The organism is Nonomuraea deserti, from assembly GCF_004348685.1.
GTDB lineage: Bacteria > Actinomycetota > Actinomycetes > Streptosporangiales > Streptosporangiaceae > Nonomuraea > Nonomuraea deserti.
Map to the genome: position 1 here is coordinate 1 of NZ_SMKO01000444.1, position 577 is coordinate 577.

General features: G+C 70.4%; 1 protein-coding gene. It reads right to left on the reverse strand.

The annotated features are described in order from the left end of the window. Positions 1-577 (reverse strand): ketoacyl-synthetase C-terminal extension domain-containing protein (locus E1292_RS50605; protein ID WP_281284172.1); only part of this gene is annotated, 577 nt, incomplete at both ends.

Below are 577 nucleotides of genomic sequence, written 5' to 3' on the forward strand. Positions count from 1 at the left end.
AACAGAGCCAGCTTCCCGCCAGAACCACTCCCCGAGATCGCAACCGACGCGTCCTCGGCCAGCGCCCGCAACCCCGCCACCAACTCGTCCCGATCAGCACCCACCACGACCGCACGCTGCTCCAGCACCGCCCGGCCCGCCGCCAACGACCACGCCACATCCGACACCGACACCGACGACCGCGACTCCAGCCACGACGCAAGCCGCCCAGCCTGCGCCCGCAACGCCCGCACATCCTTCGCCGACACCAGCCAGGGCACCACCGGCGCCTGTGCCACCGGCTCAGGCTCCGGCTCCGCAACCGGACCCTGCTCGATGATCACGTGAGCATTCGTGCCGCTGATCCCGAACGACGACACGGCGGCCCGGCGCGGACGGTCTGCCTGGTCCCACGGACGGGCCTCGGTCAGCAGCTCGACCGCACCCGCCGACCAGTCCACATGCGGCGACGGCTCGCCCACATGAAGCGTCTGGGGAAGCATGCCGTTGCGCAGCGCCATGACCATCTTGATCACACCGCCCACACCGGCCGCGGCCTGCGTGTGACCGATGTTCGACTTCAGCGAGCCCAGCCAGA